General features: G+C 64.8%; 13 protein-coding genes and 1 pseudogene. 7 read left to right on the forward strand and 7 right to left on the reverse strand.

Annotated features, from left to right (window positions below):
- Positions 1-50 precede the first annotated feature (50 nt).
- The 6 genes and pseudogenes from HYG77_RS25650 to HYG77_RS25675 form a co-directional block, all read right to left on the reverse strand.
- A pseudogene (locus HYG77_RS25650) lies at positions 51-1,325 on the reverse strand (aldehyde dehydrogenase family protein); the annotation flags it as partial.
- A 708-nt stretch (positions 1,326-2,033) separates the two neighbouring features.
- Positions 2,034-2,882 carry a crotonase/enoyl-CoA hydratase family protein gene (locus HYG77_RS25655; RefSeq protein WP_208961041.1) on the reverse strand — a complete coding sequence of 283 codons (849 nt, stop codon included), beginning with the start codon at positions 2,880-2,882 and terminating at the stop codon, positions 2,034-2,036.
- Positions 2,879-3,919, reverse strand: a complete 1,041-nt coding sequence (locus HYG77_RS25660) for an ABC transporter ATP-binding protein (protein ID WP_208961042.1) — start codon at positions 3,917-3,919, stop codon at positions 2,879-2,881. The genes HYG77_RS25655 and HYG77_RS25660 overlap by 4 nt, the downstream gene beginning before the upstream one ends.
- 149 nt (positions 3,920-4,068) lie before the next feature.
- The gene (locus HYG77_RS25665) at positions 4,069-4,872 is read right to left on the reverse strand and encodes a crotonase/enoyl-CoA hydratase family protein (protein ID WP_208961043.1); all 804 of its coding nucleotides are present in this window, start codon (positions 4,870-4,872) and stop codon (positions 4,069-4,071) included.
- A gap of 44 nt (positions 4,873-4,916) precedes the next feature.
- Positions 4,917-6,323, reverse strand: coding sequence for an aldehyde dehydrogenase family protein (locus tag HYG77_RS25670; protein ID WP_244373169.1), 1,407 nt, complete (start codon positions 6,321-6,323; stop codon positions 4,917-4,919).
- A 45-nt stretch (positions 6,324-6,368) separates the two neighbouring features.
- The gene (locus tag HYG77_RS25675; RefSeq protein WP_208961044.1) at positions 6,369-7,811 is read right to left on the reverse strand and encodes an aldehyde dehydrogenase family protein; all 1,443 of its coding nucleotides are present in this window, start codon (positions 7,809-7,811) and stop codon (positions 6,369-6,371) included.
- A 196-nt stretch (positions 7,812-8,007) separates the two neighbouring features.
- Here HYG77_RS25675 and HYG77_RS25680 point away from each other — a divergent pair, with 196 nt between their 5' ends.
- The 4 genes from HYG77_RS25680 to HYG77_RS25695 are packed head-to-tail and all read left to right on the forward strand — an operon-like array spanning position 8,008 to position 13,222.
- A complete protein-coding gene (locus tag HYG77_RS25680) occupies positions 8,008-9,243 on the forward strand; it encodes an acyl-CoA dehydrogenase family protein (protein ID WP_208961045.1) in 1,236 nt (411 codons plus the stop codon).
- A 7-nt stretch (positions 9,244-9,250) separates the two neighbouring features.
- Positions 9,251-10,378: an acyl-CoA dehydrogenase family protein gene (locus HYG77_RS25685; RefSeq protein ID WP_208961046.1), complete on the forward strand. Its 1,128-nt coding sequence runs from the start codon at positions 9,251-9,253 to the stop codon at positions 10,376-10,378.
- 1 nt (position 10,379) lies between these two features.
- Positions 10,380-12,074 (forward strand): AMP-binding protein, encoded by a 1,695-nt coding sequence (locus HYG77_RS25690; RefSeq protein ID WP_208961047.1) that lies wholly within the window; start codon positions 10,380-10,382, stop codon positions 12,072-12,074.
- A complete protein-coding gene (locus tag HYG77_RS25695) occupies positions 12,071-13,222 on the forward strand; it encodes a CaiB/BaiF CoA-transferase family protein (protein WP_208961048.1) in 1,152 nt (383 codons plus the stop codon). The genes HYG77_RS25690 and HYG77_RS25695 overlap by 4 nt, the downstream gene beginning before the upstream one ends.
- On the opposite strand, the gene HYG77_RS25700 is transcribed toward HYG77_RS25695, so the two are convergent.
- Positions 13,200-13,784, reverse strand: a complete 585-nt coding sequence (locus tag HYG77_RS25700) for a TetR/AcrR family transcriptional regulator (protein WP_280123282.1) — start codon at positions 13,782-13,784, stop codon at positions 13,200-13,202. The two genes, HYG77_RS25695 and HYG77_RS25700, sit on opposite strands and share 23 nt — an antisense overlap.
- A 236-nt stretch (positions 13,785-14,020) precedes the next feature.
- Between HYG77_RS25700 and HYG77_RS25705 the strand changes: the two genes are divergently transcribed.
- Genes HYG77_RS25705 through HYG77_RS25715 form a run of 3 tightly spaced genes read left to right on the forward strand, consistent with a single transcriptional unit; the run spans position 14,021 to position 17,386 of the window.
- The gene (locus HYG77_RS25705) at positions 14,021-15,319 is read left to right on the forward strand and encodes an oxygenase MpaB family protein (protein WP_208961050.1); all 1,299 of its coding nucleotides are present in this window, start codon (positions 14,021-14,023) and stop codon (positions 15,317-15,319) included.
- 50 nt (positions 15,320-15,369) lie between these two features.
- Entirely contained in the window at positions 15,370-16,566 is a 1,197-nt protein-coding gene (locus HYG77_RS25710) for a thiolase family protein (protein ID WP_208961051.1), read from the forward strand.
- 58 nt (positions 16,567-16,624) lie between these two features.
- The gene (locus HYG77_RS25715) at positions 16,625-17,386 is read left to right on the forward strand and encodes an SDR family NAD(P)-dependent oxidoreductase (protein ID WP_208961052.1); all 762 of its coding nucleotides are present in this window, start codon (positions 16,625-16,627) and stop codon (positions 17,384-17,386) included.
- Positions 17,387-17,423: the final 37 nt, after the last annotated feature.

A 17,423-nucleotide genomic window follows, 5' to 3' on the forward strand; every position in this document is an offset into this window, starting at 1 on the left:
CCGAGACGTCGCCTGCCCCGCGAGATCGGCGCGGGGCGGGCGACGATAGATCACAGCCGAATCTGGACGTTCTTGACCGTGGTGTATTCGAGGATTCCGGCGATGCCACCGAGGCGGCCGAGTCCGCTTTGCTTGACACCGCCGAATGGTGCGTTGGCGGCGGCAGGTGCAACGCCGCCGTTGATTCCCACGTTGCCGGTTTCGAGCGCAGCGGCAACGCGCAGGGCTCTGCTGAGATCGCTGGTGTGTATGTAGCCGGCCAAGCCGTACTGTGAGGCGTTCGCCATCTCGACGGCCTGGTCCTCGTCCTCGAATCGAAGCGCGGACAGCACTGGGCCGAAGACTTCGTCCTGAGCGAGCTCACTGGAGTTGTCGACATCGCCGAACAATGTGGGAGCGATCATGTAACCGGGAAGATCCAGGCGCGTACCGCCGGTCAGGAGCGTCGCCCCCTGCTGTTGCGCGCGGTCGACCATGCCGAGGATCCGCTCGACGGCCCGGGCGTTGATAACTGGACCCATGCCGGTGTTCGGGTCGATTGCGTCCCCGACCTTCAGCCCCTGCATCAAACCGGTCAGGGTTTCCACATACTGGTCGTAGATGTCGGTGTGCACGATGAACCGTGATGCCAAGGTGCAGGCCTGTCCATTGGTGACCAGTAGCCATCCCAGCGCCTCCTGGGCTGCCTTGGTGACATCCGCGTCGGAGAACACCAGGTCGGCGGACTTTCCACCGAGTTCGAGGACGCAACGTTTGCCCATTTCGGCGCACTTGGTGGCGATGGTGCGGGAGGTCGCTGTGCCGCCGGTGAAACTGATCATGTCCACCCCGGGATGTCCCACGAGGGCCTGTCCCGCCTCGGCGCCCCCAGGCAGCACCGACACGACGCCGGGCGGAAGTCCGGCTTCCTGACATAGCTTGCCGAAGAGGCTGGCGCTGAAGGGCGCGAGTTCCGAGGGTTTGATGATGACGCAGCAGCCAGCGGCGAGTGGAGGCAGCGCGCACATGCCGAGTGAACCCACTGGACCGTTCCACGGAATGATGACGCCCACCACTCCGACCGGTTCGACGAGCGTGTAATCGAAGATTTCGCCCGGAGTGCTGGGGACGACCTCACCGGATAGCTTGTCCGCTGCGCTAGCCGCGTAGTCGGTCCAGTTCAGTGAGTTCTCGACCAGAACGCCCGCCATCGAGATCGGGATTCCGCTCTCGAGCGCCTGGACGGTGTGCAGCTCGTCAGCATGCGACCGCATGAGGTCGGCCAACTTGGTCAGGGCTCGACGACGCTCGACCGGATCCCACTTGCGCCATGCGCGGAAGGCTTCGCGCGCCGCGGCCGTCTACGATGTTCGGCGGTGGTCGTCCCAAACGCCCATTCTTCTGGCATGCGTTCTCCATAGATTTTCGCCAACAGCTGCGTGATTGTTGCTGTGAGCAAGTCCACCGGTGTGGCCAGTTGTTGCGATCGTGGGTTGTCTCGTTGGTCCGGCGCCTGCCCAGAACCGTGACCTCCGCGACCGCGCTCAGCGGATTCGTCACTGAGGCGCCGTCCTGGCATACGTTACGTGGGCTCACCTACGTGCGGTGATTCCTCGGAGAGCAGTCGGCTGATGACCGTTATTCGGCGTGGCGACGACCATCCGTGGTGGGCGGGTGCAGTTGGGATCTCGATAAGTTCTGCAGGTGTTCTCTGACTGCGAGGGGTACGCAACCGCGTTGTGGCCCGGTCAGTACCGTCATCAGTCGCCGATAGAACTCGGTGGGCGTGAGCCCGAACTGGACGAAGATGTCGGCTTCCGGAGGGATATCCCAGTGTCGCCATCGCCACGCGAAGTCCACCAGTTCCTCTTCGTAGGTGCGCTTGTGTTCCCGTGTCTGGGCCGTCGGCGATTGCGCGGATATTCTCCGCGATGGTCTCCGGCCCCGCGTCCGGACTTGCTGCTTCATGTGCGTACTTTCAATTCTGTTCAACTTGAGGGTGTCTTCTTGCCTCTGACCGCACGGATGTGGTGAAGTTCGAGGTGTCGACGTTTTCAGTCTTCGGTGAATCCTCCCGATGATGAATCGACCCGCGGAAGATCTCGGTATGCCGGTTGCCGCTGCTCTGCCCGAGCGGTCACCGATTCAGCGATATCGTTGCCCGCGAGTGTCGCCGCACTCCAATCTGCGATACGGTCGAGCCCGTCCAAGGTGCTGTGGTCGCGGGCGTAGACGAGGGCAGACTTCGACCCCCACACAGCGAGTGGGCTCTTTTGTGCTATCTCGCGTGCGATCGCGGTGACCTCCTCGATCATTGTCTCGCGGTCCGCGAACACCTGGTTCACGAGGCCCACCTCATAGGCGCGGGATGCGGGCATTCGGGTTCCCGTGTAGACGAGTTCGCGGGCGATTCCGTCAGGGATGAGCTTCGGCAACCGCTGCAGGACACCGGCATCGGCAGCCAGTCCGATGTTCGTCTCCTGAACGACCAAGAAGGCATCGGCTGAGGCGTAGCGCATATCGCACGCGGTTACGAGATCCACCCCTCCACCGATGCAGCCGCCCTGGATCGCAGCGAGCACCGGCATCCTGGCCTTCTCGACGGCACTGAATGCATCCTGGAATGCCCGCACTCGGTGCCGCCGAGCGAGATTGGCGCGCCCGGCGTCGGCCACGGTCGCGTTGTGGTCGGCAAACGCGGACAAATCCATCCCCGCGGTGAAATGCCGCCCCGTGGACGAGAGCACCGCCGCGCGGATGCTCCCGTCGTTGCTGAGGTCACCAATGATCGCCGGAAGCTCGCTCCAGAACTCGGGAATCATGGTGTTGAGCGCTTCGGGCCTGCTCAGTTGGATGTGCGCAACAGCCCGATCGACTTCGACGGTGAAACACAGATACTTCATGATTGGGCTGGCACGAACTCGTAGGCGGGTATCTCTTGGGTGACGAGGTTGGGATCGGCATCCGCCTCGAAGCTGTCGAGAATGGCGGCCTGCGCGTTGGGCGGCAGGGTGTGCAGGATCTGCCGCACCCTGGTCTGTCGGCGGGCTGCGGCCTTGCGGAACGGCAGACCCGGTGTGGGTTGCAGCTGCGGGACGATGCCGGTGACCTCGTCGGTGCCGCCGTGATGGTGGCCGGCGTCGACAAGGGCCTGTTCTTCCCGCATCTGGGAGTCGTCCTTTTCTTCGCTCATCCCGATCGGTCCGATTCGCCGTCCGTTGAGGAACTGCTCGACCACCGGCTCGTCGGATGTGAGGAGCACTTCTCGCGGACCGAACATCACAAGCTTCCGGCGAAACAACATGCCGATGTTGTCGGGAACCGTGCGCGCGACCGAGATGTTGTGTGTCACGATCAGAATCGTCGCGTCGATCTCGGCGTTGATATCGATAAGCAACTGACTCAGATACGAGGTTCGGACGGGGTCGAGGCCGGAGTCGGGCTCGTCGCACAAAATGATCTGCGGATCCATCACCAGTGCCCTGGCCAGTCCGGCGCGCTTGCGCATACCGCCGGAGATCTCCCCGGGAAGTTTCTCCTCCGCGCCGAGCAACCCGACGAGCTCGATCTTCTCCATGACCTTACGTCGGATCTCGGACTCACCCAGTCGGGTGTGTTCGCGAAGGACGAATGCCACGTTGTCATAGAGGTTCATCGAGCCGAACAATGCGCCGTCTTGGAAGAGAACCCCGAAAAGTTTGCGGATCTCGTAGAGCTCCTTGCTCGAGCATCCCATGATGTCGGTGCCATCGATGATGATCGAGCCCTGCTCGGGGCGAAGCAGTCCGATCAGCGATTTGAGGAAGACCGACTTGCCGGTGCCGGATGGACCGAGGAGCACGCTCACCTCCCCGGCGGGGAGCGTCAACGTAATGTCACCCCAGATTTTGTGGCTGCCGAAGGACTTGGTCAGTCCCTGGACCTCGACTTCGACTCCCATGGTGTGTCTCCTTCGAGAAGTGAATTGACTACGCACAGATCAATGGATTTGGGGTGGCTTCCCGATTGCGCGGTGTTCGGGAAGCCACCCGGCCGATCACGAGGTAGGGATTGTGCGGGGGCTTTGCACTACCGCGTAGCGGGCTGAGGCTATTTCCCCGACCACACCGGTGCCCGCTTCTCGGCGAACGCGCGCGGACCTTCCTTGGCGTCGTCGGAGTTGCGCACCGAGGCGCGCTCGCGTGCGGACAACTGCCACGCATCGGCGTCGGACGGAACGTTGCCACCGATGATGTGCTGGGCGACACGCTTGCTCGCCTGCACTGCCAGCGGGGCGTTCGCGCTGATGTTGTGTGCCAGCTCGAGGGCTCGATCGAGGACCGAGTCCGGCGAGACGACGTAGTTGACCAGACCGAGGTGCAGTGCGCGTTCGGCATCGATGGAATCGCCGGTGAACATCAGCTCGTATGCCAGCTTCCTGGGTATCTGACGAGGCAGTCGGAACACTCCGCCTGCCCCGGCGATGATTCCCCGTTTGACCTCGGGGAGCCCGAATACTGCTGTGGTGGAGGCAACGGCCAGATCGCTGGCGAGGACCAGTTCGGTGCCGCCACCGAGAGCGGCGCCGTTGACGGCGGCGATCGTGGGCTTGGAGATGTGATGGGTGACGTAACCTGCGAACCCCCACGCCGCCCGGGGCCCGTCCTCCGGGACGATGGTCTCGCCGCGGGCGATCGCTTTGAGGTCTGCGCCCGCGCAGAACGACTTGTCGCCGGAGCCGGTGAGCACGACGGCGCGGATGTCACGGTCGTCCTCGGCCGCGGCCATCGCGTCGCCGATGGCGATCGTGACTGCGGCGTCGATGGCGTTGCGCGCTTCGGGCCGGTCGATGGTGATGACGAGGGTGTGGTTGTCCCGTGCGACGGTGACGGGGGAGGTGCGTGTGTCAGGCAAGAGTGGTTTCCGTTCTATCTCCGATAGTGTGCTGGTGGCGCTCTCTAGGTGCGGGCGATGTACTGGGTCTGCAGTTGTGTGTAGGAGTCGAGCCCCCAGGGCCCGTTCTCGACACCGAGACCGCTGTCCTTCACCCCGGTGAAGGGTGCTCTGGGGGAGGGGGCGGCGTGGGTGTTGACCCAGGCTGTGCCGCATTCGAGCCGGTCGGCGACCTTCTGGGCGCGCTCGGTGTCCGACCCCCACACCGAACCGGCGAGACCGAACTCGGTGCTGTTGGCACGGGCGATCGCCTCGTCGACGGAGTCGTACCCGAGGATCGGGAGCGCGGGGCCGAACTGTTCCTCGGCAACGACACGTGCGCTGTCCGGCACGTCGGCGAGGATCGTCGGCCGGTGAAAGTAGCCCGAGCTGTCGAATGCGCTGGAATCGGTGGCGATGCGTGCTCCAGAGCGCACTGCCTCGTCGACGAGTGCGGTGACGCGGTCGCGTTGGGCCGGGTTGTTCAACGGCCCCAACTGGGTTGCCGGGTCGGTGCCGGCACCGAGCACCGCCGTGTCCGCTATGGCGGCCAGGGCCTCGACGTACTTGTCGTATGCGGACTGGGGGACGAATAACCGCTTGATCGCGATGCAGGTCTGCCCGTTGTTGATGAACGCCGACCAGAAGAGCTTCTCGGCAATCGCACCGGGGTCGATGTCGTCGAGCACGATGGCGGCATCGTTGCCGCCGAGTTCGAGGGTCACGCGTTTGAGAGTGGCTGCAGCGGTCTCGGCGACCTGCTTGCCCGTTCGGGTGGAGCCGGTGAAGCTGATCTTGCGGGGAGTGGGGTGCGCGGTGACGAGAGGCCCCAGCTCGTTGGGTCCGGAGATGACGTTGAGTACCCCCGCGGGCAGGGCCTCGGTGAACAGTCGCCCGATCAGAAGGCTGGTCAGCGGTGTGAAGGGCGAGGGCTTGAGCACCACACTGTTACCCGCTCGCAGAGCGGGAGCGAGTTTCCAGGATGCGAGCAGGATCGGGTAGTTCCACGGTGTGATGGCCGCGATGACACCGAGCGGTTTGTGATGCACCTCGATCCGCGCGGCGGCGTCGTCCTGGACGACCTGCACTGGCTGATCGAGCGCGGAGTAATAGGTGAACCACGCAGCAGCCGCGCCTATTTCGCGCCGGGACTCCGCTATCGGTTTTCCTTGCTCGATGGTCAGCAGGGCGGCGATCTGCTCGAGATTCTTCGACAGGACTGCCGCGCACTCCTGCAGCGCGTGCCGGCGGTGCGCCGGGTCGGCTGCCCAGCTGATCTGGGCGCGTGCAGCGGACTGCATGGCCGCGTCGAGTTGGTCGGGAGTGCAGGCCGGAGCCTGGGCGTACGGCGCTCCCGAGGCCGGGTTTTCCACCGTGATCCACTCGGTGGATGTCACCGGCTTACCGTCGATGATCATCGGATAGTCGGACACGACAGCTTCCTCCTGGTTGTTCGTGGTGACTGTGAAGGGGTTGTCTCAGAAGAAGAGACGCAGAATTCGCTCTTTGAGTGCGGTGACCGGCGGATACAGGATCGGCAGGTCCGGCCGCGTCTTGGTCGATACCAGAGACTTTCGATGGCTGAACGTTTCGAAACCCCACCGACCGTGGTACGAGCCCATGCCCGAATTCCCGACGCCGCCGAACGGAAGATTCGGTGCCATGCAGTGGAGCCCGATGTGGTTGACGACGACACCGCCCGAACTGGTCTCGGCGATCACCCGGTTCGCGACACGGCGTGACGGACTGAACAAGTAGACCGCCAGCGGCTTTTCGCGGGCGCGGATGAAGTCGATGGCATGATCGAGGGTGTCTACCGGAATGACCGGCAGGACAGGCCCGAAGATCTCCTCCTGCATGACCGGTGCGGTGACGCTCGGGTCGAGAATGATCGTCGGTTCGATGGTCGCCGCAGATTCGTCGACGCCGCCACCGGAGACGACGGTTCCGCCGTGATTGGCGAGTAGCGCCACGACGCGATCGAACTGGCGACGATCAAGGATCGGAAGGGCAGTATCAGGCCCGGGCCGGAAGCGGGCGAGCGTATCGGTCATCGCGTTGATGAGCGCCGGCGCTATGGACTTGGCGACCAGCACGTAGTCCGGGGCGATGCAGGTCTGACCCGAGTTCATCAGTTTCGCCCAGATGATCCGGCGGGCGGCGACCTCGATGTCGGCGTCGGCGGTCACGATCACCGGGCTCTTGCCGCCCAACTCGAGGGTGACCGGTGTGAGGTGCGGGGCAGCGGCGGCCATGATGCGCTGACCGACCGCCGGGCTGCCGGTGAAGAAGATGTGATCGACGCGTTGATCGATCACCGCTGCAGTTTCGGGTACGGATCCCTCGACGACCTCGACTGCGTCGGCATCCATGTAGCGGGGGACGAGCTGCGCCAGGAGTGCCGACGACGCGGCCGCGTATTCGGACGGTTTGATCACGGCACAGTTGCCGGCCGCGAGCGCGCCGACCAGCGGTCCGAGTGTCAGGTAGAACGGGTAGTTCCACGGCCCGATGATCAGGACGACTCCTAGCGGTTCCCGGCGGATCCGGCCGACGCCGGGAAGCTGTGACAGCGGGAGCCGTACCTTGGTCTCGCTCATCCACTTCTTCAGGTTGCGGCGCGCGGTCTTGATTTCGAGGTGCACCGCCGCGATGTCGGCAAGCCAGGCGTCGGCCGCCGGTCGGCCGAGATCGGTGGCCAGGGCCGCCTGGATCTCCTTTTCGTTTTCCGACAGCAGGCGGGACAACGCGTCGAGTTGCCGCTCGCGCCATCGCGCCGACCCCGTCCGGCCGGTATCGAATGTCCGTCGGAGTCGGTGGACGACCGTGTTCACAGCATCGGCCGGGAAAGCAGCGTCCGCAGGGGCAACAGTCCCGAGTTCGGAAGGCGCAGAGTTGCTGTTCGAGGCAACCGAGGTCATGTCTACATCTCCAGTTCTAACGCGCGAGGGCAGTCGCCCGAGCGATGACACACAACATAAACTGTCGCCTGTCTGTGGTCAATGCCACATTCGGTTCCCCCGCCATCGGGTGTTGCTCCACTATTGGCGACGGACGACATTGAATGTAATATGTCACCATTGTGACACAGCACACCTTGTAGTGGAAGGGATTGGCGTGACGGACACCATCAGCGATTCGTCCTTGGACGAATTTCGGGCGAGAGCGGCCGACTGGCTCGCAACGAAGGCACACCAGCATGGCTGGCTGCGAACCCCGGACGGTTCGCGGCGCCGCGTCGGCGCGGGCGACCACGAAGCGGTCGAACGCAACCAGGAGTGCCAGCGGTTGCTCTTCGAGGGCGGCTTCGCTGGCATCAACTGGCCGACCGAGTACGGCGGTCAGGGCCTCGGGCTGCGTGAGCAGATCATCTTCAACGAGGAGTCCCGCAAGTACGACCTTCCACTGGTGGTCTTCATCATCGGGCTGGGCATGTGCGGACCGACGATCCTCGCCGCCGGAACCGACGAGCAAAAACGCCGGTACCTCGAACCGATGCTGCGGGGCGAGGAGATCTGGTGTCAGCTGTTCTCCGAACCGGGCGCGGGCTCGGACGTCGCCGGCCTGACCTCACGAGCGGTGCTCGACGGTGACGAATGGGTCCTCAACGGGCAGAAGGTGTGGACGTCGGGTGCACATCACTGCCAGTTCGGAATAGTTCTGGCGCGCACCGACTCCTCGGTCCCGAAGCACAAGGGCCTGACGATGTTCATCCTGGATCTGAGAACTGCCGGGGTCAGCCTGCGGCCGATCCGCCAGATCGACGGTGGGGAACACTTCAACGAGGTCTACTTCGACAATGTCCGGATTCCCGCCGACCAGGTTCTCGGCGGTGTCGGCAACGGATGGCACACCGCCACAACCACATTGATGAACGAGCGGGTTTCCCTGGGGGCGGTACGCCCCCTCGATGACGTGCATTCGACCCAGGCGCTGATCGCACTCGCGGCCGAGAAAGGCCTCACCGGCGACACGTCCATCCGGCGCCAACTCGCCGACCTGTGGATGCGAGAAACAGTGGTCGGTCTCCTCGGGCAACGGATCACCGCGAGCATCATGCAAGGCAAACAGCCCGGACCCGAGGGGTCGGTGGCCAAACTCGTCCGCACCGATTTCTCGAACAAATCAGCCGAATTCGGTTTCGCGCTCGCCGGTGCGGGGGCAGCCGCATGGCCTGCCGAGGCGCCCACGGGCGACAGCTTCGCCAACACACTGCTGTTCGTGCCGTCGCTGTCGGTCGCCGGCGGCACCGACGAGGTGCTGAAAAACATCATCGGGGAACGCGTTCTGGGACTTCCGAAAGAACCTCAGGTCGACCGCGACATCCCATTTCGCGATTTGAAGGGCAGATGAATCAACGATGAGCATCATTTTCGACCAGGAACAGCAGGCTCTGCGGGAAGCGACCCGGCAGTTCTTCACCGAACAGTTCTCCAGCGACGCGATCCGATCGCAGATGGCGACAAGCCGGGGATTCGAGGACAAGGTCTGGCTGCGCATGGCCACCGAACTCGGGCTCCAGGGACTGGCGTTGCCCGAGGAATACGGCGGCGCCGGAGCCGGTTTCGTCGAACAGTTGGTGGTACTCGAGGAGATGGGCCGGGCGGTCGTCGGTTCCCCCTACTTCAGCACCGTTGCCCTCGCGGCAAATGCACTCACGGTCAGCGGGGACGCCGCCGCGCAGAAGGAACTGCTCCCGGGCATCGCTGACGGCTCCATGATCGCGACACTGAGTTTCCTCGACGCCAGCGGTGCGGTCGACGTCGACGGCCACGCAGTAGTGGCCACCACGTCACCGGACGGATTCGTGCTCGACGGTCGAGGCTACTTCGTGTCCGATGGCCACGTCGCTGACAAGATCCTCGTGGTCGCCGCAACCGCTGCCGGGACCTCGCTGTTCGTCGTCGACACCCAGTGGCCAGGCGTTACTGCCGCCGAACTGGACACCCTCGATCAGACCCGTAAACAGGCGCATCTGACGTTCGAACAGGCTCCCGCAGTCCTGGTCAGCCGGGAGGGCGGCGGATCCGAGATCGTCGAACGCACACTCGATCTGGCCCGAATCGCGTTGGCCGCCGAGCAACTCGGTGGCGCCCAGCGCTGCCTGGACATGTCGGTGGAGTACGCGACGATGCGCTCACAGTTCGGCCGCAAGATCGGTAGCTTCCAGGCGGTCAAGCACCGGTGTGCCGACATGCTGATCGCCATCGAGGCCGCACGGTCCGCCGTCTACCACGCGGTGCAACTGGCGGCCGACCCCGCAACCGCAGACAGCAACGAACTGCGGTTGGCCGCGCCGATGGCAAAGGCACTCGCCTCCGAGGCCTACATGTACGCCGCACGGCAGAACATCCAGCTCCACGGCGGAATCGGCTGCACCTGGGAACACGATGCGCATCTGTACTACCGCCGTGCACACGCCTCGACCGCCTTCCTCGGCGGCATCGAAGAGCAGCGCGAACGCCTCGCCACCCGTCTGGGCATCTGACATGACCGTATCGATCGACATTCTCCCCGACCAGCTCCCCCGGAGCCTGGACTACCCGACCGTGACGGTGCCTGCCGTACTGGCCGGTGCTGCCCACGCCTACGGTGAACGCATCGCGCTCATCCATGGCGAGGAACAGATCACGTACGCGCAGTTGTGGGATACCGCGAAGGCGTTCGCGTTCGCGCTCGCCGAGCATGGCGTCGGCCGCGGCGCCACCGTGGCGTTGCACCTGCCCAACAGCATCGAGTTCGCGGCCGCGTACTACGGCACCCTCATCGCCGGAGCCACCTACTCCCCGACGAATCCGCTACTGCCTCCCGACGATCTGGCGTTTCAGCTCAACGACTGCAACGCCGCCGCCGTCGTCACCCACGACATGTCAGCGCAGGCCCTCGACGCGGTCGTCGCGGGCACCGACGTGCGGCTGGTGGTGCATGTCGGGACCCGGCCGGCTCCGCATTCGGAGCTGTTCGAGGCGTTCGTCGACACGAACGGCCGCCTCGAACCCACCGCCGACCCGGCACACCTCGACGACCTCGCCCACATCTCCTACACCGGCGGCACCACCGGACGGTCCAAGGGCGTCGAACTGACGCACCGCAACGTCGTCGCCAACATCGTCCAGTTCACCGCGTGGAACCACGGCGCACTCCCGCAGATCACGGCCGAGGGCGCGCTTACGTTCGACCAGGTCGGCAGCGAAGGTGACTGGCCGGTCCGGCTGGGGAGCGGCACAGCGATCAACCTCACCCCATGGTTTCACGCGATGGGGTGTGTCGGCTCGCTGAGCGTGCCGTTTGCTGCCGGCGTCACACTCATCCTCCACGACCGATTCAACCCGGCCACCTACCTGGCGGACGCGGAGAAATTCGCAGTGACATCGATGAGCGGTGCACCCGCCCTCTTCGCTGCGCTGCTCGCCAGTCCCGATCTCGCACACCACGATCTCGGCAGCGTGCGAAACATCAGCTCCGGTGCCGGCCCGTTGCCGCACAGTCATATCCGCGCCATCCGCAATCGGTTCTCCCGCGCGACCATCACCGAGGGCTACGGGTTGACCGAGGCCACGATGGGGGTGGCCATCGGGCCCACGTGGGTGTCCGGGCAGGGCAAGCCCGGCACCGTCGGTGTCCCGGTGTTCGACACGGAGATCAAACTGATCGATCCCGAGACCGGAGCCGACGTCGAGCTCGGTGCCCGTGGTGAGATTCTCGTCCGTGGCCCGCAGGTCATGCGCGGATACCACGACCGCCCGCAGGAGACCGCTGCGGTTCTGACCGAGGGCTGGCTGCACACCGGCGACATCGGAATCGTGGACTCGGACGGCTACCTCTCGATCGTCGACCGCAGCAAGGACATGCTGATCTACAAGGGATACAACATCTACCCGCGTGAGATCGAGGAGATGCTGCTCGCTCGCCCCGAGGTGCACGGGGCCGCAGTGGTCGGCCGCCCGGACGCCGCGGTCGGGGAGGTCCCGGTGGCCTTCGTCGTCCTCGCCGCCGGACCCGACGTCGACCTCGACACCCTGCAACACGAAGTCAATGCGGCACTTCTGCCGTACAAGCGCATCAAGGAAATGCACGTGATCGACACGTTGCCGGTCTCGGGTGCAGGCAAGATCCTCAAACGCACCCTGCGTGAACGGCTCACCGCCACCGCTGCCGACGGTGCGGAGGTGGTGACGCGATGACGGCCCCGGCACCGCGCACCGGACCGCTCTCGTCGCTCCGGGTGATCGAGTTCGCCGGCATCGGACCAGGGCCCTTTGCCGCAATGATGTTGGCTGACATGGGCGCCGACGTCATCCGAGTCGACCGGACGCGGTCCGGGAAGACGTTGGAAACCGACGGCGCCCACCCGGATCTGCTCAACCGGGGACGGCGCTCGGTTGCCCTCGACCTCAAGTCCGAGGACGGCCAACGCACCGCACTCGAACTCGTTGCCGGCGCCGACATGCTCATCGAAGGGTTCCGCCCAGGTGTGATGGAACGACTGGGCCTGGGCCCACAGGTGTGCCTGGCCCGCAACCCCCGGCTGATCTATGGCCGGATGACCGGGTGGGGGCAGTCGGGGCCGCAAGCCGCGTACGCCGGCCACGACATCGACTACATCGCGATCTCCGGAGCGCTCTACGGATTCGGCCGCCGCGATGAGCCGCCGGTGCCGCCGCTGAACTTGGTCGGCGACTTTGCCGGGGGTGCGATGATGCTGGCGTTCGGGCTGGTGTCGGCCGCGTTGGAAACTCGGGACAGCGGGAAGGGGCAGGTGGTCGACGCCGCGATGGTCGATGGTGCGGCGGTGTTGACGACTGCCATCCACGCCCTGCGCAATCGTGGAGTGTGGACCGACGACCGCGGTGTGAATCTCCTCGATACCGGGGCACCGTTTTACGAGGTGTACGAGTGTGCCGACGGGAAGTTCGTCGCAGTCGGGGCGATCGAACCGCAGTTCCACCGGGTCCTGACCGACCTGATCGGGCTGGAAGAGAACGGCGGCGGGGTCGAGTCGGAGGCGGATCGCATGGATCCGGCGCAGTGGCCGGCGCGTAAACAGCAGTGGTCGGCGCTGTTCCGAACCAAGACCCGCGACGAATGGTGCGCACTGGCCGAGCGCAGCGACGGGTGTCTGGCCCCGGTCCTCGATTGGAAAGAGGCGCCGCACCATCCGCACCTGGCACATCGGCAGACGTTCGTCGAGCACGCAGGGGTGGTCCAGCCCGCCCCGGCGCCGCGCTTCAGCCGAACCCCAGGGCAGATTCAGCGTCCGGCGCCGCACCCCGGCGAACACACGGACACGATCCTGACCGAGCTCGGTCTCACTTCGCCAGCAACGCCTTGACGATGAAGTCGCGGATGTAGATTCCGCGTTCCTCGTCGCTCGGTGTCAGCACGGTGGGGTGGGTCAGGAACCAGAACTCCTGGTACGTGATCCACCGCACCGTCTGCGTGAAGTCGAGATCATCGGCGACCACGCCGCTCGCGACGTACCGCTCCAGGATCGGGAACCAATTTGCGTTGCGGGCGGTGAACAGTTCGTCGGAGCCGAAGACGAGCTCTGCCATTTTCGGTGCCACGGCCGGGTCGAGCATGGCATCGAAGAGGGGGAATTTCTGCGCGGCCTTCAACTCTTCGACGAACAGCGTCACCAACTGTTCGGCGGAGGGATCGGCGGCGGCGAATCCTGAAAGCTCCTCGCCCATCTCGGTGAGCTGTTGCACAAACATGGCGATGAGTAGGTCGTCCTTGCCGGAGAAATACTTGTAAATGGTCTGCCGGGCGATGCCGGCGGCGCGCGCGACGTCTTCCATTCCGAACTTGGTCACAGTGAAGCGTTCAACGACTGGGCGCGCCGCTTCGAGGATCCGCTCCCTGGTCACCGATGTTCCAGTGTGAGTAGGCATTTGCGTCCGCACTTCCGTTGTGTCGACCTGTCGCGCGGCCAGCCGAGCTGACACGCGACAGAAGTTGTCAATTAGGTGCCACAGTACCCCGCCGAGCGCGTGTGCGGAGGGTCGCAGCGCGCAGCGCGTGAGGAACGGCCTGGCCACACCCTCTTGGCGCCAAGCGACAAATAATGTAACCTGTCATCAGGTGTGATGCGTACCACCGCCGCACCGCACAATCCCAGGAGGCTCAAATGGCAACCACGGAATCTGTCCGACCCGCCGGTGTCGATGTCCCGGCCGACGTCCCGCAGGGACGTTTTCTGGGGCGGACGGTCAACTACGAGCATGCGGCAGGCATCTACGGACGACCCGACCTCGAATTCATCACCAGCCACTACAACATCGGCGACGAAGTCGGCTACCGCGCGTATGCGGCTCTCAAGCCGCTCAAGGGCGGCGGCAAGGCCATGTTCGATCAGGCGGTCGAGCACGGAATCGACTCGGTCGAGAACCCTCCCGCCGAACTGATGGAACTGTTCAAGTCCGTTGAGACCGTGCCAGACTGGGTCGACTGGGACCAACTCCACCGCGGTAGCGTCGCTTACTGGCGCGCCGGCAAGATCGTCGTGATGACGCTGGCGTATGCGGCCATCGGTGCCGGCTTCCGCACCTACGGCGGGTCGCGGCCCCTCGTGCTCAGTCGCCGGCTCATCGAGCGTGACCAGGTTGGTCGTCGATTGATCGAAACGCTGCGGTGGGCCGCCAATTCCTCCAAGCCCGAGGGCATGCGCCGCGATGGTGAGGGTTTCCGCACCACCATGGAGGTCCGCTGGATCCACGCGGCCGTGCGCTATCACCTCTCCCGCAACGACGACTGGGATTGGCAAGACTGGGGTCTGGTCGTCAGCAATGTCGACTCCATCTACACCATGGGCTGCCTGTTCTGCGAGGCGGTGATCGATGCCTTGGAGAAGGCCGGAATCAAGCTCAGCGACCGGGAGAAGGAAGACATCACCGCTCTGTGGCGGTATATCGGTCACATCATGGGCATTCCCGAGGACATCAACTTCACGGATTGGCAAGACCTCAAGCGGAAGTCGGCCATCGTGAAGATGCTCGAACATCCCGCCGACGAGGGATGCCGGGCACTGATGAAGTCGCTCACCGACTACATGTGTGAAGAGGAGATCGAAGGTTACGAGGTCATCCCGAAGGTCATCGACAAGCGCCTCGACGCCGACCAGAAACGGACACTGACCTACGGGCTGATGCGGGCGTGGGCAGGCGACGACATCTGCAACCAGCTCGGCATCCCGAACAATCGGCTCCGCTATCTGCTCCCGGCGGCGAAACCGTTCCTCGCACTGTACGACCGCATCACCCGGAAACTGCCGCACGACGACGAGGCGAAGGCGCGGCGGGCCATCGAAGCCTTCGGAGTCGCCACCAGGGTCCGCGAGGGAGAAACGGTAGTGGCCGATTCCGAGGATGTCGTGCTGAAACTGGCCCGCAACAGTTCTCGCGCCCACGAAATTCTTCACAAAGTGTGACCCGCCGCTACGCCCTCACATCACGTCCATAGACCGAAACGAGAAGTTACATGCACGACGCAGTCATCATCGACGCCGTCCGATCCCCCCTCGCCAAAGGCAAGGCCGGTGGCGCCCTCGCCGAGCTCCATGCCGTCGAACTGCTGTCCCAGACCATCTCGCAGCTGCTGGCACGCAACGACCTCGATCCGGGGCTGGTCGATGATGTTCTGGTCGGCTGTGTCCAGCAGGTCGGTGAGCAGGCCGGCAACGTCGGCAGGATGGCGTGGCTGGCCGCGGGTCTTCCGCAGCACGTTCCCTCCACGACCATCGAACGCAAATGCGGCTCGAGCCAGCAGGCCGCACACTTCGCCGCCCAGGGCATCATGGCCGGCGTCTACGACATCACCGTCGTTGCCGGAGTGGAATCGATGAGCCGAATCCCGATGGGATCGACCACGATCGGCATGGATCCTTACGGTCCGTCGGTAGCCCAGCGGTACGCGCCCGGATTGGTCCCGCAGGGGGTGTCGGCGGAGTTGATCGCCGCGAGGTGGAAGATCACCCGTGAGCAGCAGGACGCGTACTCGGCCCGCTCGCACGAGCGTGCGCTCGCGCGAGCGGAAGCGGGTCGGCTGGAGAACGAGATCGTCCCCATCGTCAGCACCGGAAGTGACGGGGTCCGCCGAATCGTCGACCGCGACGAAACCCCCCGCCCCGGTACAACTGCCGAGAAGCTTGCCGGCTTGAACCCCGCGTTCGTGAAGACCCAGGCAGATCAGCGCTTCCCCGAGATCGACTGGTCCGTCACCGCTGGAAACTCGTCCCAGATCACCGACGGCGCCAGCGCGATGCTCGTCACCAGTGCCGCAGTAGCGGACAAGCTGGGACTTCGGCCGCGCGCCCGGTTCCACTCCTTCGCGGTGATGGCGGACGATCCGATCCTGATGCTCACCGGCCCCATCCCGGCCACCCGGAGGGTGCTGAGCAGGTCCGGACTGACGATCGACGAGATCGATCACTACGAGATCAACGAGGCCTTCGCCCCGGTGCCCCTCGCCTGGCAGGCAGAATTCGACGCAGATCCCGCCAAGCTCAACCCCGCGGGCGGGGCCATCGCGCTCGGGCACCCCCTCGGAGCATCAGGTGCCCGGCTGATGACCACCATGCTCAACTCGCTCGAGGAGACCGGCGGACGGTACGGACTCCAGTCGATGTGTGAAGCCGGCGGCATGGCCAACGCAACCATCATCGAGCGCCTCTCCTGACCCCACGACTGCACCACCGGCAGAACACCTCTGCCACCTCACACCGAACAGGACTGCAATGAACATCGAGAACGCATCAGTCATCGTCACCGGCGGGGCATCGGGCCTCGGATTGGCCACCGCGAAGCGTCTGGGAAAGGCCGGCGCTTCCGTCGTGATCGTCGATCTTCCGACCTCCCGCGGTGAGGAAGTGGCCACCGAGATCGGTGCCCGATTCGCGCCGGCAGACGTCACCGACGAGGCCGCGGTCAACGCCGCCCTCGATGCCGCAGAATCCGGGGGCAAGCCGATCCGGGCGGTCGTGCATTGCGCGGGCAGCGGGCACACCCTGCGAATCCTCGACAAAGCGGGCAATCCGGCACCACTCGAGCACTTCGTGAAGGTCATCAACATCAACCTGATCGGATCGTTCAACGTTCTCCGATTGGCCTCGGCTCGGATGGCTCGCAACGAAAGCCTCGACGGTGAGCGAGGCGTGGTCGTGCTGACGGCATCGGTCGCCGCGTACGAGGGACAGATCGGCCAGATCCCCTACGCCTCCTCGAAGGCGGGCATCGTCGGCATGACGATCGTCGCGGCACGCGATCTCGCGGGCAAGGAAATTCGCGTCGCCACGATCGCACCGGGAATCTTCGAGACCCCGCTGCTCGGGCGCCTCTCGGAGGACGTGCGAGCCTCCCTCGGCAAGTCCGTTCCGCACCCCAAGCGCCTGGGAACCCCGGACGAGTACGCACTGCTCGCCGCCCACATCGTCGAGAACCCGATGATCAATGGAGAAACCATCCGGCTCGATGGCGCAATCCGTATGGCGCCGCGGTGACTGAGCCGAGCACGCACAACGGGGTATCGAGGGAACG

The organism is Rhodococcus sp. ZPP (genome assembly GCF_017656075.1).
Classification (GTDB): Bacteria; Actinomycetota; Actinomycetes; order Mycobacteriales; family Mycobacteriaceae; genus Rhodococcus_F; species Rhodococcus_F oxybenzonivorans.